We start from the raw sequence: 15,034 nt of genomic DNA on the forward strand, positions 1-15,034 counted from the left end.
ACCCGGACCCGATCCTGGCGCTCAACCGCATGGGCAGCTTCGACTGGGACCTGGACACCGGGATCATGCAGATGGACCCCCAGGCCCACGAGATCTTCGACATGTCTCTCGACGAGTACGACGGTCGCCCCGAGACCCTCTCCGTGCGAGTGCCCCCGACCGAGTCCACCCGCCTGGACACCCATGTCTCCCAGGCCATCAAGGACGGCAGCGAGAACTATGGGGCGTACTTCCGCGTACGCCGCCGCGACGGCACCCTCCGCTGGACCCACACCCAGGGCTACATCCGGCGCGACGAGACGGGCCGGCCACGCCGCGTCATCGGCATCATCCGCGACGCCACCCAGGAACTGATCGAGAGCGAGGCCCAGCGCGAACAGGCGGCCCTCGACGAGTTCCGCCGCAGGCAGACGAACGTTGTGCAGATCGCCACCGCCGCGCTCGCGCACGCCCGCACCGTCCAGGACGTCATCGACGTCCTCACCGACACCCACGGACTCCCCCGCCTCGGTGCGACGAGCCTGGTCATGGGCCTGGTGGAGGCCGGCAGGATACGCCTCGTCGCGGAGGGGCCCACGGGCAGCTTCGTCCCCGGCACCCGGGTCACGCGCATAGACGAGCAGTACCCGATGAGCGAGGTCGTCCGCACCCTCACCCCGCGCTTCATCGAGTCACCGGAGGACTTCGCCGAGTCGTACCCCCTGCTGTGGCCGCACATCACCGACCTGCACATCACCTCGGCCGCCTATCTGCCGCTGATCGCGCAGGCCCGCCCCATCGGCGCGCTCGGCCTGCTCTACCACGACAAGCGGGGTTTCACGGACGAGGACCGTAACGTCCTCGTCGCCCTGGGCAGCAGCATCGCGCAGAGCCTCCAGCGGGCCATGCTCTACGAGCAGGAGAAAGACCTCGCCCAGGGTCTCCAGCAGGCCATGCTGCCGCGCTCCATCCCCAGCGTCCCCGGCGCCGACATCGCCGTCCGCTACCGCTCCGCCTCGCTGGGCCGGGACATAGGCGGCGACTGGTACGACGTCATCCCGCTGCCCGGCGGCCGGGTCGGCGCCGTCATCGGCGACGTCCAGGGCCACGACACCCACGCGGCAGCCGTCATGGGCCAGCTGCGCATCGTGCTGCGCGCCTACGCCGCCGAAGGCCACACGCCCGCCACCGTCATGGCCCGCGCCTCGGTGTTCCTCGACGAACTCGACACCGAACGCTTCGCGACCTGCACCTACGCGGAGGCCGACCTGTCCACCGGAGTGGTCCAGATCGTACGGGCCGGCCATATCGACCCACTGATACGCGACCCGGACGGCAGCTGCCACCGCCTGTTCATAGAAGGGGGACTGCCGCTCGGTCTGTCCGCCGAGTTCGGGCGGCTGCACTACCAGGTCGACACCTTCGAACTCGAGCCGGGCCAGAGCCTGCTGCTGTACACCGACGGGCTTGTCGAGCAGCCGGGAGTGGACCTCGACGAGGGCATGAAGACGCTCCAGGCGCTCGTGCACACGGGCCCCGACGACGTACGCGACCTCGCCGACCGGCTCATCGACGTGGCCGACGAACGCGGCGGCGAGGACGATGTCGCGCTGCTCCTGCTGCGCCGCCTCGGCCATGTCACGCAGCAGTCCGGCGGACGGCTCCAGCAGCACATCGGACCGGGCGATCCGGAGGCGCTCGCCGGGGCCCGGCACATGATCCGCGCCGCGGTGGTGGCCTGGGGCGCCGAGGACCGTGCCGACGAGGTCGAGCTGGTCGCCGACGAGGTGATCACCAACGCCCTGATGCACACCGAGGGCTCCGCGATCGTCACCTTGAGGGCCCTCACCGGCTCCGACCGCCGCCTGCGCGTCGAGGTCGAGGACGCCTCCAGCGCCCTGCCGCGCCGCCGCGAGGCGGGGGAGTCCGGGGTCTCCGGGCGCGGACTGCTGCTGGTGGACCGGCTCGCCGATGTGTGGGGCGTGGACGCACGCGGCGGCGGCAAGTGCGTGTGGTGCGAGTTCATCGTGCCGGAACGAAACTGACAACCGCCGCGCATGGCATTGTCAGCACCGGGTGGCACTCTGGACGTATGCCGGAACTTCCCGAGGTCGAGGCGCTCAAGGACTTCCTGACCGAGCACCTCGTCGGCCGCGAGATCGTGCGGGTCCTGCCTGTCGCGATCAGCGTCCTGAAGACGTACGATCCGCCGCTCGCCGCTCTCGAGGGCCGCGAGGTCACGGCCGTGCACCGGCACGGCAAGTTCCTGGACCTGTCGACGGACGGCGGCCCGCACTTCGTGACGCATCTGGCCCGAGCGGGCTGGCTCCAGTGGAAGGACCGCCTGCCCGACGGCCCGCCCCGCCCGGGCAAGGGCCCGCTGGCGATGCGGGTCGCCCTGGAGACCGGCGAGGGCTTCGACCTGACCGAGGCCGGCACTCAGAAGCGGCTGGCCGTGTACGTCGTACGGGATGCCGGTGAGGTCCCGGGAGTCGCCCGGCTCGGCCCGGATCCACTGGCCGGCGACTTCGACGAGAGACGCTTCGCCAAGCTGCTCGAGGGGGAGCGCCGCCAGTTGAAGGGCGCACTGCGCGACCAGAGCCTGATCGCGGGCATCGGCAACGCCTACAGCGACGAGATCCTGCACGCGGCCCGGATGTCCCCCTTCAAGCTGGCCGCCTCCCTGACCGCCGAGGAGACCCACCGCCTGTACGAGGCGCTGCGCATCACCCTCACCGAGGCGGTCGAGCGTTCGCGCGGGGTGGCCGCCGGACGGCTGAAGGCGGAGAAGAAGAGCGGTCTGCGGGTGCACGGCCGCACCGGGGAGCCGTGCCCGGTGTGCGGCGAGACGATCCGCGAGGTCTCCTTCAGCGACTCGTCCCTGCAGTACTGCCCGACCTGCCAGACGGGCGGCAAGCCGCTTGCGGACCGCAGGTTGTCCAAGTTCCTGAAGTAGCCCCGGAGATCAGGGAGATCAGGGGGCCTTGAGTTTCACGAGCGTCTCGTCGCCCGTGCGCACCTCGTACTCGACGATCTCGTCGGTGTGCATGGATGCTGAGGCCTGCATGGGGGTGGGTTTCCCGCCGCCGCCCGCCTGCCAGTTCATCAAGGTCTCCTCCGAGCCGTCGCTGCCGATGGCGACGAACTGGCAGGGCTGGGGCTTGGAGATGCCCTTGACCATGAAGTCCACGTCGCTGCCCCAGGCACGGTCACGGCTGGTGACCTCGGCCCACACACCCGTACCGGGGTCGGTCGCGGCGACCCGCTGTCCGTCCGCGTCGGATCCGCCGGAGAGTACCGCCACCGCGGGCCCGCCCACCGCGATCACCACCGCGGCGGCGACGGCGAACAGCCAGCGTGTACGCCCTTTCTGGCGCTTCTTGACCACATCCTCGAGCAACCGGTCGAGAAGCGCCGGGCCGGGCCTGGTCATGGGATTCACGGTGCGCGGAGTCGCCTCGGCGTATGCCCGCAGGGACCGTGTCGTGGGGGCGAGTTCGCGTATCTGCATCGCGCACTGAGGGCACTCCATGAGGTGGTCCTCGAAGCGGAATGCGTCCGCAGCGTCCAGCACGCCGAGCGCATAGGCGCCGACGTCGCGATGGCGTTCCAGGGACCTCATACCTCATCCTCGTGGCGATGGTGAGAGCTAAGTAGCTGCTTGCCCATCGGTACGCAGGAGAACGCCGAATCACTCAAGCCCCGCAGGAAACCAACCAGGAGATTCGGAGCCGTAGCGCCCGCGGATTGGTCCGGAACCAAAAAAAGTCGCGGATCAGAAAAGTTCGGAGTACGGAAAGATCACGGATCAGAAAAGGTGGATCGCGAGGTGCCCCAGCGGCAGGCCAAGGCGCCAGGCCGGCGTCCACACCTTCGGGCCGTCGTCCTCGCCGATCACCGGGCCTCCGCCCGGCACCGCGTCCAGGTCGGGCGCGAGGAGCTCGGTCTCCTCCAGCCAGCGCCAGGCCGCCGTCGCCAGCTCCAGGTCCGGCGCCGGGCCGCCCGATTCGACCGCCTCGGCCGCCTGCGCCGCAAGCCGCTCGCACACCCAGTCCTGCCACGGCTGGTCGTACGCCGTCAGCGAAAGCCAGGTCTCCATCTGCGAGACGACACGGATGCCGGAGAGCTCACCGCTCGTGTCCGACAGGAAGATGGTCAGCGCCAGCGCGTCGCGCCCGGCGCGGAACTCGAATGATGTCGGCGGCATCAGGTCCCCGGTACGCAACAGCTCGTCGGCGATGTACTCGGCGTACAACCACGCCATGGGAACGACGAGTTCCCCGCCGCCGGTGCCGTCCGTGCTCTCGTGGCCTCTGTGCAGCATCCTTTCCTGCCTTCCTCCGGTACGTGCGCGTCGCCCGACCCCGGGCCCCATTCCGGAACACGGATGAGGACAGCCGATTACTCAACAGAGGGTCTCGGCAAGGCGCTTTACGGAGGTTTGACTCGACCGTTGGTTTCACCGCAGGTCGGGCGCGTATCCCGGAAGTACCCGGCGCAGGGCGCGCAGCGCGTAGTACGCGCGCGACTTCACGGTACCGGGCGGGATGCCGAGCTCCGCGGCGGCTTCCGCAACACTCGCACCGCGGAAATACACCTGCACCAGAACTTCCCGGTGCTCGGGAGTGAGTGTCTTCACAGCCTCCCGCACATCGAGCGTGGCCGCTGACCTTTCCGCGTGATCGGCGCAGACCCGCGCGCTCTCCAGTACGGCGTCCCCGACCTCGGCGGGCCGCGCCTGACGGGCCCGGCGCGCGTCGATGGCGAGCCGCCGCCCGACGGTCAGCAGCCAGGGCCGTACGGATTCGAAGTTGTCGGCCCGCAGCGCCTCGGGGTGCTGCCAGGCGCGTACGAGTGTTTCCTGCACCAGATCCTCGGCGCGCTGCCGGTCTCCGTCCGAGAGCCTCAGCAACAGGGCGAAGAGCGGTGCGCCGTGCTCCCGCTGCAACTCGGCCAGCTCGTGCTCGGCGGTCGTCCTGCTCGTGATGGTCGTGGCGGCCGTCATGGCCGTATGTCAGCGCAGGTCGCTCCGCCGGGACAGGCCATGGACGCGGATCGTCGGCGGACGGTCGAAGCTGTCGACGAACGGTGCGATGAACGGTCGATCGGGAGTGGCCGGTGGCCGACTCCCCAGCCATGCGGCTGGCCGGAACGGCTCGCTCGCGGGGGCCGTTTCAGCGACCTGGCCGGAATGGCTTCTTGATCACTGTGTCACTTCTGTGTGGATTCGTAGCTATTAATACTCAAATACGACCACCTGGGAGTCGACTTGAAGACCACACGCAGGCGACGCACGACACTGGCCCTGACGGTCCTGCTCCTCACGGCAGCTCTCGGATGTCAGGAGCAGGAGCGGGAGCAGAAGCCGGAGCCGCCCGCGCGGACCGGGGATCCCGCGCCGCAGGGCCGAGACGCCCGTTTCACGCTCGTCGCCTCCGGCGACGTCCTGCCGCACAGCTCGGTCATCCGCCAGGCGAACGCGGACGCGGGCGGCAGAGGCTACGACTTCCGGCCCATGCTCGCGGGCGTCGAACCCGTCGTGGGCCGGGCCGACCTGGCGATCTGCCACATGGAGACGGTGTACGGCGCGGACGGCGACTACTCCGGCTACCCCCTCTTCAGGTCGCCGCCCGAGGTGGCCGCGGGCCTCGCCGCCACCGGCTACGACGCCTGCTCCACCGCCTCGAACCACACCCTCGACGCCGGCGCCGCGGGCATCCAACGCACGCTCGACGCACTCGACCGGGCGGGCGTACGGCACGCCGGCTCCGCCCGCACCGCCACCGAGGCGAAAACGCCCACGCTCCTGCGGGCGGGCCCCGCGAAGGTCGCCCACCTCTCGTACACGTACGGCACGAACGGCATCCCGTTGCCTGAAGACGGGCCCTGGTCGGTGAACCTGATCGACCGTGACCGGATCCTCGCGGACGCCCGGGCCGCCCGTAAGGCGGGCGCCGACGTCGTGGTCCTCTCCCTGCACTGGGGCAGCGAATGGCAGGACGCCCCCGACGCACAGCAGTTGCGGCTCAGCCAAGAGCTCACCGCGGCCCGCACGGACGGGCGCCCCGCCATCGACCTGATCCTCGGCACCCACGCCCATGTCCCGCAGGCCTACGAGAAGGTCAACGGCACCTGGGTCGTCTACGGCATGGGCGACCAGATCGCCGGATCGATGGTCAACCACAGCGGCGTCCACGACCCGCGCGGCAACGAGAGCACCATCGGCCGCTTCACCTTCGCACCGCCCGCCGAACCCGGCGGCCGGTGGAAGGTCGAGAAGGCCGAGTTCGTACCGCAGTGGTTCGACACCGGCTCTCATCGCGTCGTGAACCTGAACGAGAGGCAGGACCAGAGCGTCGTACGCGACCGGATCCGTCAGGTCGTGCTCAGCCGGGGCGCGGCCGAGGACGGGCTCGTCATGGGGAAGTAGCGGTGACGGAAGGGGCTACGCGTCGGTTACGGCACGACCGTCACGGGCCATCTGCCGGCCTTCACGAGGCGGACGGCCACCGAGCCGATGAAGCGGTGCCCCGACTGCTCGGACGCCCCCACCACGACGGCGTCCGCCTTGAGTTGATCCGCCGCGGTCACCAGCCCGCTGTACGCGTCGCCGCGGAAGGTGTGGAACTCCCAGCGGATGTCGAATATGTCCTTGACCTGCTCGGCCGCCTCGCGCATGTCCCGGACGAGTCCCTGGGCGATCTCGTCGGTCGTGTCGGCGACCGGGGCCCCGGCGGCGATGCCCGCCGCCAGCACCGGCTGGACGTACACCACGGCGAGCAGCGCCCGCTGCCGCCGGGCCAGACCCGCGGCGTAGGCCACGGCGCGCAACGAGGAGTCGGAACCGTCCACGCCGGCCACGATGACCTTCGGCCCGTCCGTGCCCCGCTCGAACCCTTGTGAGTGCCCTGTTGAGTGCTGTTCCGTCACGGCGCCGAGGTTATCGGAGTGCGCCGGTCCGGCCACGGTCGGGGAACCTGCCGAGTGCAAGCGCTGACGGTGCGTGAGAAGCGTTGCCCGTTTGCGCTCGTGTGCCGTAGCCAAGAGGGTCCCAACGGGTGCTTTTGTGCGGCCGTACCGGTGTCTGTGTGCGGTTCAGGACGTCGGCCGGGTGACTGATTAGTCATGAAAAAGGATCAAATGCTCTCCCGGCGCAAGGCGTTGCTCGTCGGCAGCGCCGCCGTACTGGGGGCGGCGGGAGCGGCCGGTACGGCTCGCCTCCTCGCCGCAGATCCGGCCCCGCCACCGGGCGGACCCTCCCCGAACCCCGCCGCGGGCGCCCCGCAGACCGGAGCCCTGCGGCCCTCCGCCTACCGGCTCCGGCCCATCGCCGGACACGGCCCCGTACGCGGCACGGCGGCGCGGACCCTCGTACGGCACGAACCGTTCCTGCGTATCGCGGGACGCGGCCCCACCATGGTGCTGACCTTCGACGACGGCCCCGACCCCCGTTACACCCCCGACGTCCTGCGCACCCTCAAGACCCACGACGTCCGTGCGATGTTCTTCGTGTGCGGCGCGATGGTCGCCGAAAGCGCCGAGAACAGGGACATGGTCCGGGAGATGGCCGACGAGGGACACATCGTCGGCAACCACACGTGGTCCCACCCGCTGCTGACCAGGCTGCGCCGCTCCGCGATCCGCTCCGAGATGGAACGCACCAGCGAGATCATCGAGAAGACTTACGGGGAACGGCCCGGCTGGTTCCGCGCACCGTACGGGGCCTGGAACCGGGCCGTCTTCGAGTTCGGTGCCGAACTCGGCATGGAACCGCTCGCCTGGACCCTCGACACCCTCGACTGGCAGGAACCCGGTGCCCGCACCATTGAGCGCCGGGTCATGAGGGGCGCGGCCCCGGGTGTCGTGGTCCTCGCGCACGACGCGGGCGGCGACCGTTCACAGAGCGTCCGGGCCTTGCGCGACTATCTGCCGCGACTGCTGGACTCGGGCTATCACCTCACCGTGCCCTGGCGGCAGTTCACGTGACCCGATGAGGTCCGCGCAGCCGCGGACCCGAGAACCTGTTGAATCCGCGGATTCGGATGAGAATCCGCGGATTCAACGGGCGGGCCGGCGGAATTCCACGGGGATTTTGCCCGCTCTGTCGGGGAACGCTCAGCGAACTTCGACCAGGCGGGCGAACGCGACGACGTTCCCGTCGTAGCCGTTCTGCTCGGAGAAACCGCCTCCGCAGGTGATGACGCGCAATTCGGGAACTCCGGTGTCGCCGTAGACCCGGTCGCCGGGGAAGTTGTTCTTGTCGAAGACTTCGACTCCGTAGATCTCGAACACGGCGAGCTTCCCGTCCTTGCGCGTGACTTCCACGCGATGTCCCTGATTGAGGGACCCGAGACCGTAAAAGACGGCGGGGCCCTGCTTGTTGTCCACATGACCGACCATGACGGCCGTGCCCTTTTCGCCGGGCGAGACCGCGCCGGTGAACCAGCCCGCGAGATTCGGGTCCTCGGGCGGGGGCGCGTCCACCCAGCCCGCCACGTCAAGACCCACCGGCATGACGGGGGCGTCGACCTGGATCGCGGGGATGCTGATGCGGTCGGCCACGGAGAACGGCAGGGGAGCCGGTCCGGTAGAGCGGGAGATCGAGGGGGGCCGGCTCTTCGCGGCCGCTGCCGTCGCGGGCTGCGGAGGACCCACGTCGAATTCTCCCGAACCATTTCGAATGAGCGCGAGACCGGTCAGCAGAACAAGTGCCAGCACGCCCCAGGGAGCGCGCTTCCTCTGCCGCTCCTCCTCTTCGGCCAGCTTGGACGCAGACATTCGCAAACCCCTCTCGACGCGGCCGTCGCCGTGTCACTCGCGCGTACGAGAACGCTAAGTCCAAGGTTCCCGGCAGGCGACGGGAGACGCGCGAACGGGTGGCCGTTCGGCAGCCCGTGCCCCATACGGGTCTCCGCCGTTCAGAAATTTCTGACGGTCCGTGACCTGCGGCAATATCCGAATGTGAGCCCTGTCCGTGGCGTTTCCCCTCACCAGGACGGACCATTCTCGAAATGCGCACCCGCACACGGCATCTGAGGGTTCGTCTGGGAGGCGCTTTTCTCGCCGATTCGACCCGGAGACGGTTCCGGGGGCGCCTTCCGCGGAGGATCACATGCGTACCACTCGTGCCCTGGCGGTCTCTGCGACAGCCCTCGCCGCCCTCGGGCTCGCCGCCCCCTCGGCCGCGGCCCGGGATGGCTTTGACCACCCAAGCAACATCGTTGCCCACCCCAGCACCGTCGCCCCGGGTGGGCAATTGACGGTCACAGTCGACGATTGCCCCAAGGGCGGCCACATGACGTCGGACGCGTTCCCGAGGACGGAACTCAGGCCGCTCCACCACAGCAGCGACACGTCCAAGGGGGTTGCGACCATCCACCGGAACGCCAGGCCCGGTGGTCACCACATCACTGTCGACTGCGACGGAAAGACGCTCACCAAGGACAACGCCTTCACCGTCATGGGTCCCGCCGCCGGCGGTATCGGCGGCAGCAGCTCCAGCGGTGCCACGCCGACCGACATGGCGATCGGCGGCGGCCTGATGGGCCTCGCAGTCGTGGGCGGCGCGGTGTTCTGGATGCGCCGCCGCTCCGAGAGCAACGCCTGACGGAGTACACACCTCACACCTTCCAGCGCTTCGCCCCGGACCGTACGTACGGTCCGGGGCGAAGCGCTGGAAGGTGTGTCCGGGTCAGTTGTGATCTTCGGCGGTGCGGCGATGTGACCAGTGGTACGCAGCGCCGACCGACCCCGCGACGAGGGCGAGGCCGAGGCCGATGTCGCCCACGTCGAAGCCGGCGAAGGTGCCACCGGCGCCGGCCTGGACGCCATATTGGGTGTACGTGGGCCTCTGGTTCTGGACCTGCTGCCCATTGTGGGTGTACGTGGGCGACTGGTCGTGGTCCGGCTGCCCTGCCTCGATGGTGAGGTCCTTGTTACTGGACTCCGCCCCGCACTGGAAGGTCACCTTTTGCTTGCCGGGCTCGGCGCCCCAGCCCACCGTGACCGTGGCCGAGTGCTGGCCTTTGGGGATCACCACGGGATTGAAGACAGCCGAGAACACCTTGGCCTCGGTTTCGCAGCCCCAGACCGACAGCGTGACGTCGTCGCCCGCGGCGACAGTCGTGGGTGAGACATCGGAACCGAAAGAGGCGGTACCGCGTTCGCCGGCATCCCCGGCGACGGCCGCGGGTGCGGCAAGGGCCAGGGCAGCGCCGGCGCCCAGCAGTGCGGCCGAAGCGATGTGTATTGCGCGCATGGTGAATCCTCCGAGTCCCGAGGAGCAGCCGCGGACCTTCTCCGCTTGCGCCGTATATGCACCTCGATGGTCGAAACGCTAAAAAGGTCCGTGCGGGGGCGCGATCGCAGTGGCCCGAACGGGGCAGCGGCCGCCGTCACGGGGGTGAGGGAGCGGCGAGAACAAGCCATTCCGAGAGTGGCGAGCTACCGGCGCGTCACATACGGCGCAAGGTGCACAGGCGTCACCGAAAGAATCTTGTAAGCCGGTTGAACGCTCTCCCCGTCCTCACCCGTACCTAGGGCCATACGCGGCGCAGTGGTGCGCCGCAACAGCTGAGTGATTAGCGGGGAGTTACCCAACATGAAGACCTCCTGGCGGAGCGCCTCCCTCGTAGCGGTCGCTGCGGCCCTGGCGCTGACGACTGCGTGCGGCTCGGACACCCCCTCGGGAAGCCAGAACGTGGGGGCGGCGCCTGCCGCCAACGGGGTTGGCAATGACTACGGGGCCGGTACGAGCACGCCCACCCCCGGTGCTGGGCAGGCCGGTGCCGGTGCGCAGGCGCAGACCGCCGGCCAGCTTGCCGTGAAGAAGAACAAGGCCCTCGGCGAAGTGGTCACGGACAGCTCCGGTATGACGCTCTACCGTTTCGACAAGGACACCGCCTCACCGCCGAAGACGAACTGTGAAGGCGACTGTGCCACGGCCTGGCCGCCGGTCCCGGCCTCGGACGCGACCGCCGCGGCGGGCATGGACAAGACGCTGCTCGGTGAGGTCACCCGTGCCGACGGTACGAAGCAGCTGACCCTCGACGGCTGGCCGCTCTACCGGTACGCGAAGGACACCAAGGCCGGTGACACCAAGGGCCAGGGTGTGCAAGGCACTTGGTACGCGTCGGCCCCCAACGGCAAGAAGGCGGCCGCGGACGCGGCGGAGGCCGGAGCCGGTGACGAAGCCGGGGCTGGGGCCGAGGCCGGTGACCTGCCCGGTCTCTCGACCCGACAGGACCCCAAGCTGGGTGAGGTCGTCGTCGACAAGAACGGTATGACGGTCTACCGCTTCGAGAAGGACGTCCAGTGGCCGATGAAGTCGAACTGCGTCGGTGAGTGCCTGGAGAAGTGGCCGGTCGTCGAGCCCGTCGACGCCGCCGACACCAAGGGCATCGACACCGAGGTGGACGGCCGGCGGGGCTACGTCATCAACCCGCGTGCAGACGGACTCAAGCAGCAGAGCATCGACTGCTGGCCCATGTACACCTTCGCGGGCGACAAGAAGCCCGGCGACACCAACGGCCAGGGTGTGGGCGGCACTTGGTACGCCATGGCCCCCGACGGCAAGGCGATCAAGAAGTAGAAAGCAACCCGGCACGACAGACCACGCAGCACGCGACCCACGGAAGGGAGTGATCGCCAGGAAGCTGACAACTGACACGCCGCGAGGAACTGAGCAACCGCTCAACCCCCGGTCCACCCCCTCCGCACCGCACGGAGGGGGTTGGCCGTTTTTCACCGCTCTCAGGGCTTCGGCGCGATTGCGTGCGACATCACATGCGCATGTGCCCCAGGCAGTGACCGGGAACGGATGGTCAATTTCCGTTTCCGCTCGCCCTGTTGGCGGGCGATCAGTAGCCTCAGCTCGAACACCGGATCGCCTACGCCTTGGAGAGATAGATGGAGCGTCCCGCCTGGGCCCCACGTGGCATCGACATCTCGGTGCCCAGCGTGAGCCGCATCTACGACTACTACCTGGGCGGATCGCACAACTTCGATGTCGACCGGCAAGCCGCCCGCAAGGCGATGGAGTTCATGCCGGGACTTCCGAAGATCATGCAGGCGAACCGGGCCTTCCTGCGCCGGGCCGTCCGTTTCGCGGTGGACGAGGGCATCACCCAGTTCCTCGACATCGGCTCCGGCATCCCCACCTACGGCAACGTCCACGAGGTGGCCCAGAGCGCCAGCCCCGGAGCGCGCGTTCTGTACGTCGACAACGACCCGGTCGCCGTCGCCCACAGCGAGGCCGTCCTGGCGGGCAACGAGGACGCGGACGTGGTCGCCGCCGATCTGCGCAAGCCCCAGGAGATCCTGGCGAGTTCTCAGTTTGAGCGTCTGATCGACCAGAATCGGCCAGTAGCGCTCCTCCTCGTTGCCATACTTCACTTCGTGGAGGACGAGGACGACCCGTACGAGGCGGTGGCACAGCTGCGCGACGCGCTCGCGCCGGGCAGCCTGCTCGTCGTCACGCACGCCTCCTTCGAGGGCATCCCACTTCCCCCAGAGCGGGCCGAAGGGACCGTCGACGTCTACAAGAACATTCGCAATCCGCTGATCATGCGCTCGCGCGACAACATCGCGCGGTTCTTCGAGGGGTACGACATGGTGGAACCCGGACTGGTGCCGATGCCGGAATGGCGGCCCGACACGGCACTCGAGGACGAGGATCCGTATTCCTATTCCGGGTTCGCCGGCGTGGGGCGCACGGCGTGACCGCGGAGCCGGACGGGCCGGAGGACAGACTCCGCAGATTCGCCACGATCTGGAGCCGGGCGGTCTTCCCGCACACGGCGACATCGCTGACCCGCCCCGAGCTCGAGCGGGAACTGCTGCCGCTCGCCCGGCGGTTGAGCGAGGCGCTGCGGGCCAGGACGTTCGACGGGGCCGAGGGCCGGGCGGTCGGCGCCGCGCTGATCGACGCCCACTGCACCGAACCGGAGGCGCTCAGCCGCGCACTCGACTGCGTGGACGCCTACCTGGTGCTCTACTGCGGCGGGGACGGACCCCGGGAGGACCTGCGCAGCCGCTCGGCGCGGTTGCAGCATGCCATGGCCGCCGGGTTCGCCGCGGCACTGCGGGAGCGGACGCTGGCCGAACAGGAAGCCATCGCGCGAGCGGCCCTCCAGGCTCAGGGGGTGGTCGCTCAGGCGCTGCACGCGACCGAGGCGCGGCTCCGCGCGGTGTTCGAGGGCGCGGCCATCGGTATCGGCATCGCGGACCTCGACGGCAACATCCTGCAAGTGAACAAGGCCCTGCTGCGGATGTTCGGCGGTACAGAGGAGGGGATGCGCGGCCGAAACGTGGTCGACTGGACGCACCCCGACGACGCTCCTCAAGTCTGGCGTCTGTACGAGGAGTTGGTGCTCGGCGAGCGTGAGCACTACCACGTGGAGAAGGCCTTCTACCGGCCTGACGGAACGGTTCTGTGGACCAATCTGACGGTCTCCCTGCTGCGTGACGCCGACGGGGAGCCCCAGTACCAGCTCGCCCTCATGGAGGACACCACCGAACGCCGGCTGCTCAACCTGCGTCTCCGGTACGAGGCGACCCATGACGCCCTCACCGGATTGCCCAACCGCACCCTGTTCTTCGAGCGGCTCGAGAAGGCACTCTCCGCGGGCGAGGGCATGCGCTTCGGACTCTGCTATCTCGACATCGACGGCTTCAAGACCATCAACGACAGCCTCGGGCACGCCGCAGGTGACCGGCTGCTCGTCGAGGTCGCCGACCGGCTGCAGTCCTGTGCGACCGCGCCCGGCGAGATGGTCGCCCGGCTCGGCGGCGACGAGTTCGTGGCGCTGACCACCGGGCCCGACACCCAGACCGAGGTCGACGCGCTCGCCGACCGCATCATGAACGCCCTCGTCACCCCGGTCCGTATCGACGGCCGGGAACTGACCGTCCGCGGCAGTATCGGCATCGTCGAGGGCCCGGCCGGCGAACGCGGCCCCGCGGAGGTGCTGCGCAGCGCCGACATCACGATGTACCGCGCCAAGTCGGCGGGCGGCAACCGCTACGAGCTCGCCGACCCCGAGGCCGACGCCCGCGCCATCACCCGCCACGGACTCACCACGGCACTGCCCGCGGCCCTGGACCGGGGCGAGTTCTTCATCGAGTACCAGCCGCTCGTGCACCTCGGCGACGACAGCGTACGAGGCGCCGAGGCCCTCGTCCGCTGGCTGCACCCGCAGCACGGTGTGCTGGGCCCCGACCGGTTCATCCCGCTCGCCGAGCACACCGGCCTCATCGTCCCGCTCGGCCGCTGGGTGCTGGAGCAGTCGGTCCGCCAGGCCCGCGACTGGCAGGAACGTCACGGCGAACAGGCGGGCCCGTTCCGTATCAACGTGAACCTCTCGCCGTGCCAGCTGACCCACCCGGGCCTGGTCGCCGACACGGTCGACATCCTGGAGCGCGCAGGGCTCGAACCGAACTCCCTCTGCCTGGAAGTCACCGAGTCCGCCCTGATCGGCGCCGACGACGACCTCCTCAAGCCGCTGCGCCGCCTGGCCGAGATGGGCGTGGAGATCGCCCTCGACGACTTCGGCACCGGCTACTCCAACCTGGCCAACCTCCGCCGCCTCCCGGTCAGCATCCTCAAACTGGACCGCTCCTTCACCCGGAGCATGCAGCAGTTCCCGGCGGACCCGGTAGACCTGAAGATCGTCGACGGAATCGTCTCCCTGGCCCACAGCCTCGACCTCACGGTCACGGTAGAGGGCGTGGAAACGGGCGCCCAGGCAGAGCAACTGAAGATCCTGGGCTGCGACACGGCCCAGGGCTGGTACTACGCCCGCCCGGGTCCGCCGGACCGCTTGCACGAGTTGGCGCTGGTGGACGCGACGGGCTGACCGCCGGGTGGGGGTCGGGTTGTTCCGCCCCCGCCGCCCCTACCCATTCCCGTCACTTCCTCGGGGGGCTCCGCCCCCGCCCGCTCCTCAAACTCCCCAGCTACCGCTGGGGGTGCCCCCAGAGGCGCCCCAAGGGGCTGATTTTTCAGCCCGTCCGGCGTTTGAGGACGAGGCCGTTCAGGCCGATACGGGGGTCTGGG

The 15,034-nt window shown here is 69.3% G+C and carries 14 protein-coding genes; 8 read left to right on the forward strand and 6 right to left on the reverse strand.

The window, feature by feature from the left end; all coding sequences use genetic code 11:
* The coding region (locus tag G6048_RS40215; protein WP_165344551.1) for a SpoIIE family protein phosphatase at positions 1–2,024 on the forward strand (2,024 nt) is incomplete at its 5' end.
* A 47-nt stretch (positions 2,025–2,071) separates the two neighbouring features.
* Entirely contained in the window at positions 2,072–2,935 is an 864-nt protein-coding gene (locus G6048_RS40220; protein WP_165344552.1) for an Fpg/Nei family DNA glycosylase, read from the forward strand.
* Positions 2,936–2,953: 18 nt separating this feature from the next.
* Here the strand turns inward: G6048_RS40220 and G6048_RS40225 are convergent, their stop codons facing one another.
* The 3 genes from G6048_RS40225 to G6048_RS40235 form a co-directional block, all read right to left on the reverse strand.
* Entirely contained in the window at positions 2,954–3,601 is a 648-nt protein-coding gene (locus G6048_RS40225; RefSeq protein WP_165344553.1) for an anti-sigma factor family protein, read from the reverse strand.
* A gap of 186 nt (positions 3,602–3,787) precedes the next feature.
* Positions 3,788–4,303 (reverse strand): hypothetical protein, encoded by a 516-nt coding sequence (locus G6048_RS40230; protein WP_165344554.1) that lies wholly within the window; start codon positions 4,301–4,303, stop codon positions 3,788–3,790.
* Positions 4,304–4,438: 135 nt separating this feature from the next.
* A complete protein-coding gene (locus G6048_RS40235; RefSeq protein ID WP_165344555.1) occupies positions 4,439–4,984 on the reverse strand; it encodes a sigma-70 family RNA polymerase sigma factor in 546 nt (181 codons plus the stop codon).
* Positions 4,985–5,248: 264 nt separating this feature from the next.
* Between G6048_RS40235 and G6048_RS40240 the strand changes: the two genes are divergently transcribed.
* On the forward strand, positions 5,249–6,409 hold the full coding sequence (locus G6048_RS40240) for a CapA family protein (RefSeq protein WP_235990944.1): 1,161 nt from the start codon (positions 5,249–5,251) through the stop codon (positions 6,407–6,409).
* Positions 6,410–6,435: 26 nt separating this feature from the next.
* On the opposite strand, the gene G6048_RS40245 is transcribed toward G6048_RS40240, so the two are convergent.
* Entirely contained in the window at positions 6,436–6,909 is a 474-nt protein-coding gene (locus G6048_RS40245) for a universal stress protein (RefSeq protein WP_165344556.1), read from the reverse strand.
* A gap of 195 nt (positions 6,910–7,104) precedes the next feature.
* On the opposite strand from G6048_RS40245, the gene G6048_RS40250 reads away from it, so the two are divergent.
* Positions 7,105–7,965: a polysaccharide deacetylase family protein gene (locus G6048_RS40250; RefSeq protein ID WP_165344557.1), complete on the forward strand. Its 861-nt coding sequence runs from the start codon at positions 7,105–7,107 to the stop codon at positions 7,963–7,965.
* Positions 7,966–8,094: 129 nt separating this feature from the next.
* On the opposite strand, the gene G6048_RS40255 is transcribed toward G6048_RS40250, so the two are convergent.
* Positions 8,095–8,757, reverse strand: a complete 663-nt coding sequence (locus tag G6048_RS40255) for a class F sortase (RefSeq protein ID WP_165344558.1) — start codon at positions 8,755–8,757, stop codon at positions 8,095–8,097.
* A 334-nt stretch (positions 8,758–9,091) separates the two neighbouring features.
* On the opposite strand from G6048_RS40255, the gene G6048_RS40260 reads away from it, so the two are divergent.
* A complete protein-coding gene (locus G6048_RS40260; RefSeq protein WP_165344559.1) occupies positions 9,092–9,586 on the forward strand; it encodes a hypothetical protein in 495 nt (164 codons plus the stop codon).
* Between the two features lie 84 nt (positions 9,587–9,670).
* Here the strand turns inward: G6048_RS40260 and G6048_RS40265 are convergent, their stop codons facing one another.
* The gene (locus G6048_RS40265) at positions 9,671–10,237 is read right to left on the reverse strand and encodes a hypothetical protein (RefSeq protein WP_165344560.1); all 567 of its coding nucleotides are present in this window, start codon (positions 10,235–10,237) and stop codon (positions 9,671–9,673) included.
* A gap of 342 nt (positions 10,238–10,579) precedes the next feature.
* Between G6048_RS40265 and G6048_RS40270 the strand changes: the two genes are divergently transcribed.
* The 3 genes from G6048_RS40270 (at position 10,580) to G6048_RS40280 (ending at position 14,834) form a co-directional block, all read left to right on the forward strand.
* Positions 10,580–11,569, forward strand: a complete 990-nt coding sequence (locus tag G6048_RS40270; RefSeq protein WP_165344561.1) for an SCO0930 family lipoprotein — start codon at positions 10,580–10,582, stop codon at positions 11,567–11,569.
* 317 nt (positions 11,570–11,886) lie between these two features.
* On the forward strand, positions 11,887–12,699 hold the full coding sequence (locus G6048_RS40275) for an SAM-dependent methyltransferase (RefSeq protein WP_165344562.1): 813 nt from the start codon (positions 11,887–11,889) through the stop codon (positions 12,697–12,699).
* Positions 12,696–14,834, forward strand: a complete 2,139-nt coding sequence (locus G6048_RS40280) for a putative bifunctional diguanylate cyclase/phosphodiesterase (protein WP_165344563.1) — start codon at positions 12,696–12,698, stop codon at positions 14,832–14,834. The genes G6048_RS40275 and G6048_RS40280 overlap by 4 nt, the downstream gene beginning before the upstream one ends.
* The last annotated feature ends 200 nt before the right edge of the window (positions 14,835–15,034 follow it).

Origin of the sequence: Streptomyces ureilyticus (assembly GCF_011045025.1) — a bacterium.
Classification (GTDB): Bacteria; Actinomycetota; Actinomycetes; order Streptomycetales; family Streptomycetaceae; genus Streptomyces; species Streptomyces ureilyticus.